Consider the following 541-nt stretch of genomic DNA (forward strand, 5'->3'; position numbering starts at 1 on the left):
AAAGGATGGATTTACCGATCCGGCGTTGGTGGCCGATGCGGTTTCAAACCCTCGCGCAGGTGACCCGAAGGGCCGCTGGGGTGCCGGCACGAACCATCATCTGGCACTGCACGTGCCCAACCGAAATGGATTGCTGAAATGGAAGCGCCGGCTTACCGATCTCGGAATTCACGTAACCGGCCCCTATAACCGCAACTATTTCCACGCGATCTACCTGCGCGATCCGGACGGAGCGATCATCGAGATCGCGACATCGGAGCCCGGTTTTGGACACGACGAGGCTGTTCTTGGTTCGGAATTCAAGCACCAGCCGGAAGAAAACCTTGTCGGAGGTCGCAGCGAGTTGTTGGTGGCCGCCGAAACCTGGCCGACGCCGATGCCGACGATCACCGACGACTATGCCCTGCGTGGCTTCCATCACATCACGTCCATCTCCAGCAATGCGGAGCGGACCGAGAAGTTTTTCGTGGAGACAGTCGGGCTGCGGCTGATCAAGAAGACGGATTACCTCGATGAAAAGGGCGGAACCCATTACTATTAT

At 57.9% G+C, this 541-nt stretch carries 1 protein-coding gene; it reads left to right on the forward strand.

Annotated elements, in window-relative coordinates:
- Nucleotides 1-541: VOC family protein (locus tag PY649_RS35345; RefSeq protein ID WP_285873619.1), on the forward strand; the 541-nt coding region annotated here is incomplete at both ends.

Origin of the sequence: Rhizobium mayense (assembly GCF_030272705.1) — a bacterium.
Lineage (GTDB): Bacteria > Pseudomonadota > Alphaproteobacteria > Rhizobiales > Rhizobiaceae > Rhizobium > Rhizobium mayense.